This is a genomic window from Pseudomonas sp. RGM 3321, from assembly GCF_022836805.1.
In the GTDB taxonomy this organism is placed as follows: domain Bacteria; phylum Pseudomonadota; class Gammaproteobacteria; order Pseudomonadales; family Pseudomonadaceae; genus Aquipseudomonas.
In genome coordinates this window covers 92,292-102,587 of the sequence record NZ_JALHBH010000097.1, presented here as the reverse complement: position 1 = coordinate 102,587, position 10,296 = coordinate 92,292, and the positions used below count along the sequence as shown (strand labels likewise).

Here is a 10,296-nt window from a genome sequence, read left to right as displayed (position 1 = left end):
CCACTACAACGGTCGCGCTGAGATCGAATTCCTTACCTTGTGCCTTGCCGGTATCTGGCAGGGAAGTGACATTGAGGTCGCGGCCTACGCGTCCGACCACGTCGTTGCCGCGCAGTGTTGCACCGGCAATGTTGGTGTCCTGGCCGCTGGTGAAACCGAGGTGATTACCGGCGTACAGGTACGCTTCCTGCTGCTGTTTGCCTTCGCGCTCCAGGTCGCCTTTGCCAATGTTGACGCTGGCGTAAACACCGAAACCTCTTGGGCCGATGGCGATCCCGGCCTCACCGCCGGCATTTTTTCGGGTGTTCTCGATGGAGCTATTGTTCTGGGCGGCCTTGCAAACCTTAACAGGCTCTCGCCAACTACACCTGATGCGTAATCATCAAACTTAAGACAATTGATAAAAAGTAACTATCGGCCCATAATCTTGGTCTGTAATTGAAATTTCTACAGAAAATCTTCTTTCTGGAAACTTATCTTTCAGGACAAGCCTCCAAGACAGTGCAAGCACGCTTGCCAATTGTTCAAATATACGGTCATCAATATCACCCGAACATGAATCGAACACATCGTATAAATGAGTGTGATTTAACATTTTCTCTGTTGCTTGAAGATCACCATTAAAGTGCGTCAACCAAGAAACAAAAATATCAGCATCATATTTCCCCTCTAAGAAAACTCCCTCTTGAACAACAACAAAATCAGGAAATAGAAGTTTGCATGACAATAATAAATCCTCAGGATTGCATACATTGCTTATGTATGAGAATTCGTCAACCTTATCTTTATCAACCCACCCATCCTTCCAAGCCTCATATCGCGCCAACCCAACGAAAGGAGAAAGTGTATTAACTTTTATCATGATATCTCATCCAAATTGGCGGGACGTGGTGCGAATTTAGTCGAAGGCGATTGAACTCTAACAGTTCCATCGGGCAATGTATTTCTTCCGTACTCTATTACATGTGGAGTAGGCACATTTGCATGGGCTGCGCCAGTTACATCTACTCGTTTAACGATCAGCCCCTCTGAATCATATACGGCGTAGCTTGTGATATTACCTTGATTATCTGCCTGCAGATACATAGGAAAACCTTGGCATATACGCTGCATCCCTAGGATGCGATTACAATGAACAACGGAGCCATCAGGCTTCTGAAAAAATATAGTTTTTATGCTCTGAGCACTAGGCTTACCCCACGTTCTAGTAGCTGCTGCTGGCGATCACGTTGATGTCGCGACCGGCCTGGGCCGTCAGGTCGCGTCCGGCGCTGACTGTGGAGCTCAGTTGCGTGATGCTGGAGTTGCTGGAGTTCGCACCGCGTGTCTGGCCTTTCTCGGCCTGGGCCGAGTCGATAGCCACATCGCGGCCCGCAGAGCTGCTCAAGTCACGACCGGCCTGCAACACGCTGCCGGTGTTTTTCACGTCACGACCCGCTTGCAGGGACATGTCGTTAGCCGCTTCGATACGTGCCGCGCTGTCAGCGAAGTCCTTACGCCAAGTCGCATCATCCGCAGCACTCTGATGGCTGGTCACCGTGCGCTCGTTAATGACATCGCCGCGCAGGGCGGTCAATGTCACATCACGTCCGGCGATAATGCCCCCCGACTTGTTGATCAGGTCATTACCTGCCAGCAGGTCCAGACGGTTGCCAGCTTCTATCAGGCCGCTGTTGACCAGATCATTTCCAGCAGCAGCCGACAGGTTATTGGCCGCTCGCAAGGTGCCGACGTTGTCGAGATTTTGCCCCGCGATCAGCGAGACGTCGTTACCGGCAATCAATGCACCGGTCGGGCCAAGGCGATTGCCGGCCTGAGCCATATACAGCACCGGCATCAGCACTTTTTCGCCATTCACTTCATGCTCTTCGAGCCAGACGATGTCATGGGTCAGCGCTGCGACTTGTTGTGAGTTCAGCGATACGCCGACCGCCAGATTCAGCTGCTGCTTGCTGGCGATTGCGTTGTTCATCAGGTACTTGAACTGCGCCTCGTTGGACGATGGTTCAGGCCGCGAGATTCCAGATAGGCCAACGCTTCGGGCGATTTCTTGAAATTAGCGTGGTAGAACTCGACCATCGAACGCAGAAGCGCTGCGCTTAGAAATCAGAAGCGCCTGCGGCTGAAGGGAGGTGCCGAGCATGTTTTCCAGTAGCGCGGCGTTACGCAGCTGTTGCACCCGTGCGGGAACGACCAAGACGAGCAGCTAAGGAAGGGAGATTTTGCAGTAAGCAGATAAAACAATACCGTCGCGAGGCCGGTATTGGGAGAATGTAATCACTGTACAGTCAACTTAACTCAATTGATTTCAGCTGCCCCTCTGCATCGCACAAAATAACAACCGTACCGTAAGGGCAATCTAGAGTTATCACTTTATCCTTGTACTCTTCATCAATAACTCCAGATGCCCTTCGAATAGAGCTATCGAATCTAATCTCTAGAAAGTAGCCTTCCCCATTATCTTGATTTGGCAAGGCATCTTTATTACATAGTGCAGACAATATTTTTTGAATTTCCTCAATATGGATTGAAGCCATAAGCCCTCCGCAAACTCAAGGTAACGGGACAAAATCGCCCTTGCCTAACAAATCCTTAACTTGGTTAGGTCTAATTGGACCAACGGAAATAATCTTCACCTCATCTCTTGGCACAGCAATTAGAATCAGCTTTCCTTCAACTTCTTGAATTACATTGATATGCCCTGTCCTTGCGTCCATGAACCGAGTAGCGCTGGGATTATTAGCAAGCTTCTGTAATGCATCGGCATCAAGCTTTCCTGCAAGTTGCCCCATCCGAAGGTCATTGAGCTTACCAAATACGCGGTCGGCAATTGAGAAGTCTTTTGTGGACCCTGAAACCTCGCCTATTCCTTTTGCACCATTAACTCACAGAGACAAGGCGCACCCCCTCACTGATCACTATTTCCTCTGGGATATCATCATAGACAAAAAGCTCATCACCTAAGTTTAAAATGGATAGGCAAAAACCGTTATCAAACGAGAGAACGACACCTACAACTGCATCTTCCGCTAAGGACTGCACAAGCGATGCTGACACTAACCTCCTTCCTACGACATCGGAGAAATAAGGCTCACCAGAGACACAAAAAACATCTTGCCTACCGTATTCACCTAGATCACAGCTTGAGATCGAATTAAAAGAAAAACAGATAGACGCGCCATCAGAACCACCGTAGATTCTCCCAATTTCAGAATTTTCAAATAGAAGACCAACCTCTTGAGGGGCAGAATCCCTTTCGGAAGAAAAAACATGGAATAGAGCATTTACTGACATTAGTGTTTTCCCTAGCGCTGTTAAAAGCCAGGCATTCATAAGCCCAAGAGAATTCATTGCCTGATGCCTCCCTTCAATGCGCTCTGTACAGATGAATTCTGAGTTACCCCATCCTTCAGGATAGTAACGAACGTTCCATCGGGCTTGGTAACAACCACATCATTACCCTTGACTCTGAAAAACACATCACCTCGTGCGCCATTTGCTCCTTGCCCGGCAAAAGTCCCAGGGATTATTTTTTCAGGATTACTCCCAATGTCATGAATTTTGTCGAGTACCATTTTACGATCTGCTGGGTTAGCAGCGTTGCCACCGAAATCTTCAACGTGCTTACCGAGTTTTTTACCTAGCTGATTCGAATTTACTTTAAATGCTGCACCAGCGCCTTTCGCCTCACCACCACCTTTAACAACATCCGCTCCAACACCCCTGTCAGTCCCGGTATAGTTCTTCCAATCCGGGTGATAAGGATCAGCCTTCATCTCGGCTGAGATAGTCCTAGACTTGGCTACAGACTTACCGCTTGCCAGCATACCAGTCAAGATGCCCGCTGTAAGCACTCCGCCACCGATCAGGTAGGCACCGGTGTTGTCATCCTTGTTAATCTTCTCGCCTTCCATGGCGTTGGCAACCTGCTCTCCCAGTACCTCACCGTACTCAGCCAGCCTTTGTCCAATATTCTGACCCAACGGCGTCTCGGAAACTGCGTTGAAAACCGCCAGTTGCACAAGACCTTTAGGCCCCTGCGCCACTGCCACCAACACACTCACAGCCTCCTGCTGATCTGGATGCTCCTGGATGTATTGGTTAATCGAAGCCATTGATCGCAGTGTGTCTTGAGCAGCAGTAAGTTTTTCTGCATCACTCGCATTCACAGGAGTCGCAGGTAACTCGATTGATCCTGGGCTATTAGGCTTGTTGTCCGTCTGAAGTGTCTGATCAAGAGCTCCGACCGATGTCAGGTCGATCCCTGCGAGGCGTGCAATTTCGGCCACAACCTTTTCCTGAAACGCAGGGTCGGCCATCGTATTCATCGCCTGGCTGCGCGTCATCCCACCCTGAAGCAACGAGTCCATGGTGTTTTCAGCAAAATCAGCACCCATCAGACTGGCAGCACCCGCATCCATCTTGCGGCCCAGAGTGCTCTCGATCTTGTTGACAGCACGGGTCAGACCACGGGAAGCCTCTTCATAGTTTTGCCTGGCAGTTTCGTTGTAAGTCAGGAGTTGGTTTGACCACTGCTTGGCAGTGTCTACCGGCTGGCTAACCGCCTCCACCGAACTCTTCGTCACATACACATCAGTCCGGTGCTCGTCATCACGCGTGATCTCGTAAGCCTTGTCGACATCACGATTCAAGCCCGCTGTTGAGTCCTTGCCCGCCGTGTCACTGCGCACCACCACATCGCCCGCACCGACCGTGCCCCGGACGATCTGCTCACGATCCTTGTTGTAGTTCCAGCCCTCGACGCTCCAGCCGTTTTTCTGGTTGTCGCCCTTGCCTACCTGACTTGAGTCCTGCGTAGTGCTGCTGCCAGTGCCGTACGAGCCGCCGACGTTCAGGTAGTAACCGTGCTCCTTGTCCTTGCCCGCGATGTCGCTGTAGCCCAGCGTGTTGGTGTCCAGCTTGAGGTTGCCGCTATCGGAAGCGATCAATGCGCCGTCGAGCTGGGTGTGGTTCTCGGTGCGGATGTCGACCTTGTCTTTGGCCGTGATGCGGGTCTGTTCCTCGATCCAGTTCTTGGAGCCGTTGGTCTGACCGTACCCGACCGAGCCGCTGACGCTGCCGCCAAAGCCACTACAACGGTCGCGCTGAGATCGAATTCCTTACCTTGTGCCTTGCCGGTATCTGGCAGGGAAGTGACATTGAGGTCGCGGCCTACGCGTCCGACCACGTCGTTGCCGCGCAGTGTTGCACCGGCAATGTTGGTGTCCTGGCCGCTGGTGAAACCGAGGTGATTACCGGCGTACAGGTACGCTTCCTGCTGCTGTTTGCCTTCGCGCTCCAGGTCGCCTTTGCCAATGTTGACGCTTGCGTAAACGCCGATGCCTCCCGGACCGATGGCGATACCGGCTTCCCCTCCGCCATTTTTACGGGTGTTCTCGGTGGAGCTGTCGTTCTGGGCTGCCTTGATGTTGAGGGTGTTGCCGGCATTCAGATTGATGTTTCGCTCTGCCTGAGCCTGCGTGCCGATCAGGTTGAGGTCATTGCTGGCCTTGATGGTGACGTCACGACCTGCCTGCAACGTAGTAACGGTCGAGGCCTCCTGACTCTGATCACCTTTGGCGATGCCGCTGCTGCCACCCACGCCAAGTTTGAACCCGCCACTGCTGCTGCCGTGGATACCACTCCAGCTTTTCTGCTCGCTGGTTTCCTGGCTGTAGCTGCCTTTGGCGGCATCAAGCGTGACATCCCGGCCTTTGATGTTGATGTCGCGGCCAGCCTGCAATTGGCCGCCGCTGATCTGAACGTCGTTGCTCGCGGAGATGTTCAGGTTGTTGCCAGCGTCCAGCGTCGAGGCGCGGTTGGTCGTTTCGACCACTTGCTGGCTGGTGCCCTGCTTGCTGTTACCGAACTTTCCATCGCCCGTCGGGCCAGACAGGAACTGCGTGGTGCTGTCTACTGCCTTGAGCGTGCTCGATCCCTTGCTCGTGGCGTCCTCACCCTTGCCTGCGCCGCTGATGGCGTCCTTGGTGCTGCCATAGTTGTGATCAATGCTCGCACTCAGACCATTATGCGAATTTTCGCGCTGTTGCTCGACCGCTTGAGATTCACGCGCAGTATCAATCTTGATATTGCGCCCGGCGGTCAGATTGATGTCATTGAGCTCCTGAAGGTCAGAACCTACCTGATTGATGTCGCGCTTGGCATTGACTGTAAGGTCTTCGCCTGCGCGTACCTGGCTGGCGGCAGCGCTCTGCTGTTCAAGGCGGTTCTTCTCCTTGGTGCGATCAACGCCTGCAAAGAAGGTCACGCCGTTGGCGTTAGAGGACACGCCGATACCCGACTGCCTGTTCTTCTCCCAGTCCTGATTGGACTGGGTGCTCTGAGCGGCAAGAATGTTGACGTCCTGACCCGCGTTCAGACTGACATTCGCGCCTGCGTTGACGCCGCTGCCGACAATGTTGATGTCGCGCTCGGTCTGCAGACTTACATTGCCTGCAGCGTTGATCTGGCTGCCTACACTGGTGCTGCTCTGCGCTTGGCCACCAGCTTCTTTAGCCGACGAGATGGACAGGAATCCGCCAGACACTGAAAGACCGGTTTTCTTCTTGTACTCGTCGCTGTGGCTGGAAGCTTCGTCGTTGGCCGAGAGTAGATTGATGTCGCCGGTTTTATCCACCAGACCGGCTCTGAGGTCCACATCATTGCCTGCATCAATGTTGCTGGCGCGCAGCGTGATGTCCTTGCCTGAAGCCACTACCACATCGTTGCCGGCACTCAGCTCACTGGTGACTTGAGTAGCGCTGGTCTTCAGCTCGCTTTTTCCGCTTTTGGACACGCCAAAAGAGCCGGATTTACTTTTCTGGCTGTAAGCACCCTGCTCATCGACACCCGAGAGTACGGTCACATCATTAGTGGCGCCGAGAATCAGGTCATTACCTGCCGAAAGACGGCTGCCAATGACACTGACATCATGCCCACCGTTGATGCTGATGCTGCCGTCAGCAGCTTTGGTGGTATTGATGGTGAGGTCTTGCCCTGCATTGATGACCGACGCTACGTTGCTGCTGTCGTAGCTTTCCTGCTGTTTGCTGCTACTGCGTCCGAACGAACCTTTGCTCTTTTTGGCATAGAAATACGAGCTTTCGTCCTGAGCTGATGCAATGGTCAAGTCGTGCGCTGCATCAAGCGCAATGTTGCTCCCTGCATTGATGCGGCTGGCGATAATGTCGAGATTCTGCCCAGCCTGCAAAGCCACACTGCCGCCCGCCTTCAGGTCCGCAGACACCTGGCTGACATGGTCTTCCTGCTCGGTCACCTTCTTGCTTTTGCCGTAGGAATGCTGCTCGTCAGCCGCCGAGGACAGGGTCAGGTTTTCCGTCGCGGCCATCGCGATGTCGCGTTTGGCGTCGATGCTGCTGGCGATCACGTTGATGTCGCGGCCTGCCTGGGCCGTCAGGTCGCGACCGGCGCTGACCGTGGAGCTCAGTTGCGTGATGCTGGAGTTGCTGGAGTTCGCACCGCGTGTCTGGCCGTTCTCGGTCTGGGCCGAGTCGATAGCGACGTCACGGCCCGCAGCGATGCTCAAATCACGACCGGCCTGCAACACGCCACCAGTGTTTTTCGCGTCACGACCCGCTTGCAGGGACAAGTCGTTAGCCGCTTCAATACGCGCCGCGCTGTCAGCGAAATCCTTACGCCAGGTCGCATCATCCGCAGCGCTCTGATGGCTGGTCACCGTGCGTTCGTTAATGACATCGCCGCGCAGGGCGGTCAATGTCACATCACGTCCGGCGATAATGCCCCCGGACTTGTTGATCAGGTCGTTACCTGCCAGCAGGTCCAGACGGTTGCCAGCTTCTATCAGGCCGCTGTTGACCAGATCATTTCCAGCAGCAGCCGACAGGTTATTGGCCGCTCGCAAGGTGCCGACGTTGTCGAGGTTTTGCCCCGCGATCAGCGAGACGTCGTTACCCGCGATCAATGCCCCGGTCGGGCCAAGGCGATTGTCGGCCTGAGCCATATACAGCACCGGCACCAGCACTTTCTCACCATTCACTTCATGCTCTTCGAGCCAGACAATGTCGTGGGTCAGCGCTGCGACTTGTTGTGAACTCAGCGATACGCCCACAGCCAGGTTCAACTGTTGCTTGCTGGCGATGGCGTTGTTCATCAGGTACTTGAATTGAGCCTCATTGGAGGTTTGCCCATTGATGAAGGCCTGACCGGTGCGAGCCACGACTGCTTGCTGGACGAGGCGTTGTTCATACAGACCATCGCCCAGACGCTTGGCGCTGACTTCCGGGTCGTAGCCCAGACCTGCAAGCAGGTAATCCGAACTCATGAACTGCTTGAGTTCGGTGAGGACCGGGTTGGTTTCGATCAGGTATTTTTGCGGTTTGGAAACGAAGTTGCTGCTGGGCAGGCCTTCTACTCGGGTAACGGTCTGTGCTTCTGCGGCAGCGACCGGGCTACTAACCGTTGTAGTTACCGGACGACCCTGAGCGTCGGTTACAACCTGGCCGGCATTGTTGATCCGCGTGCCCTGCACCATCCCGATATTCTGGGCCGCTGAACTGCCGGATCCTGTGGCGGTGATAACCGGCATGCCTGTCGAACCTGCATTTTGCACAGGTAGCAAAGCACCACTTCCCTGATTACCCGTCGCGATACCGGTGACACTGTCGACACTGGTGACACCTGCGGAATCAGAGGTATGACCCGGTAGTACAAATCCGCCTATGGATGCGGCACCTGGCGCGCTGGCGTCGAAGGAGGATGCATTGGCGCTAACGCCGGCACCTTGTCGTGTCACCGACGCAAGCTGGCGGGTGGCGTTGGATATCTGTCCGACCGAGCCAATCTGGATGGTGCTTGCCTGTGCGTCTGAAACGATGTGCTCGCGTTGCGCGACGGACACCGCCACGCTGCCCATGGTCCAGCTCTGCGGCAGGCCGACGGGTTGGGCGACAGTGGCTGCGGTGCCCGTCTGGCCGCTCAGACGGAACAGTCCGTTCTGGCCGGTGGGCAGGCTGAAGCCTGGCAGGCTTAACGGGTTGACTTGTTGTTGGGCCAGGTCTGGCGGCAATTGCTGATTGACGGTAATGCGCGTTGAGAATTGGCTGCCCGGAGCGCTGGTGTCAGTGCGCGAACCGCCGCTCACGTAGGTGTAACCCGCCCGTACGACGCTGTTATTGATGTTGTTCTGAGCATTGACGTTGACCGCACCGGCAGCCTGGATAATGGCTGCATAGCTCTGATCACCGCCGCTTAGCCGTGTGACCGTGTAAAGCTCGGGCATGTCGGTTTCGACGATGCGAACGAAGTCGGCCAATGCTGCCTGAAGCCCCGTAAGGCTGGCGTCATAACCACTGCTGCCAAGCCAGTACTTATCAGTGAAGTCCCGAGCGGCTTTGGTCCACATGCTGGCGTTGTCGGTGCGCATGCTGCGGTACACAGTCACCGTTTCTGTATCGCTGGTCTCTACGCCAGTATTGGTCAGGTTGTTAAGCGTAGCGGTGAGATTGCCGCTGGTGGCAATGGTGCTGCTCTGGTTAACCAGATCGCCGCCGTTGATGTTCAGGTTACCGCCAGCGGTGATGCTTGACGCTGCACTGGCCGCGGTTACTTCCAGTTTTTCACGCTGAGTAAGGTCCCAGGTATGGGTTTGCGTGCTAGTTTTGCAATCATTGTTGTAGAACTTACGATTGCACGCCCCCTCTACAATCTTGGCGCTATAAATACCGCCGTTGCTGGTAGTCAGAATCGCACGGATGTTCTGTATCGTGCTCGCCGCCAGGCTCATGCTGCCGTCGCTTTGTATCGACGCCGAACTGTTGACGATACTGTCCGCAAGGGCACCTTGCCCGTTACGGTCAATCGTGAGGTTGCCCAGGCTGTAGATGTTGGCATAGCTGTTGTTCAGCGAACTGACCCGCAGGCTCATGTTGCTGCCACTGAAGATCAGCCCACGGTCATTGACCAGCGAGCCGGTGGTCACGGTCAACGCCTGACCGCTGCCCAGCGTGCCCTGGTTGTTGATACTCCCGGCATTGACGGTCAGATTGGTCGCCGAGGTCAGGCGACCGACATTGCTTAATCGCCCATTCACAGAAACCGAAGTGTCTCCACCGCCAGCAATGGTCGAAGCGGCGTTGAGGTTCACCTGTGCAGCGCTCAGCCCGAGCGTTCCGACGCTGCTAAGACGACCATTGCCCCCATAGGTGCCACCAAGGTTGAGGCTTAGCGAGCCATCACTCGCAATCAGCCCATCATTGTTCCAATTGCCGCCGGTGCGGGTATCGATCAAACCACCGACTGCAGTAGGAGTAGCAGTTA

Annotated in this window: 6 protein-coding genes and 2 pseudogenes; 1 reads left to right on the top strand and 7 read right to left on the bottom strand. The window is 54.6% G+C overall.

Features of this window, described 5'->3' with window-relative positions; translation table 11 throughout:
• A partial coding sequence (locus RGM3321_RS06910; protein WP_244392258.1) for a hypothetical protein occupies window positions 1-379 on the top strand: 379 nt, incomplete at its 5' end.
• 9 nt (window positions 380-388) lie between these two features.
• On the opposite strand, the gene RGM3321_RS06905 is transcribed toward RGM3321_RS06910, so the two are convergent.
• From RGM3321_RS06905 to RGM3321_RS06875, 7 genes and pseudogenes are all read right to left on the bottom strand, one after another.
• Entirely contained in the window at window positions 389-862 is a 474-nt protein-coding gene (locus RGM3321_RS06905; protein ID WP_244392257.1) for a hypothetical protein, read from the bottom strand.
• Window positions 863-1,213: 351 nt separating this feature from the next.
• Window positions 1,214-1,918, bottom strand: a pseudogene (locus RGM3321_RS06900) (filamentous hemagglutinin family protein); the annotation flags it as partial.
• 370 nt (window positions 1,919-2,288) lie between these two features.
• Window positions 2,289-2,537, bottom strand: a complete 249-nt coding sequence (locus tag RGM3321_RS06895) for a hypothetical protein (protein ID WP_244392256.1) — start codon at window positions 2,535-2,537, stop codon at window positions 2,289-2,291.
• 15 nt (window positions 2,538-2,552) lie between these two features.
• A complete protein-coding gene (locus RGM3321_RS06890; protein ID WP_244392255.1) occupies window positions 2,553-2,792 on the bottom strand; it encodes a hypothetical protein in 240 nt (79 codons plus the stop codon).
• A gap of 88 nt (window positions 2,793-2,880) precedes the next feature.
• Window positions 2,881-3,351, bottom strand: coding sequence for a hypothetical protein (locus RGM3321_RS06885; RefSeq protein WP_244392254.1), 471 nt, complete (start codon window positions 3,349-3,351; stop codon window positions 2,881-2,883).
• On the bottom strand, window positions 3,348-4,949 hold the full coding sequence (locus tag RGM3321_RS06880) for an adhesin (RefSeq protein WP_244392253.1): 1,602 nt from the start codon (window positions 4,947-4,949) through the stop codon (window positions 3,348-3,350). Before RGM3321_RS06880 ends, RGM3321_RS06885 begins: the two co-directional genes overlap by 4 nt.
• A 221-nt stretch (window positions 4,950-5,170) precedes the next feature.
• A pseudogene (locus tag RGM3321_RS06875) lies at window positions 5,171-10,252 on the bottom strand (hemagglutinin repeat-containing protein); the annotation flags it as partial.
• Window positions 10,253-10,296: the final 44 nt, after the last annotated feature.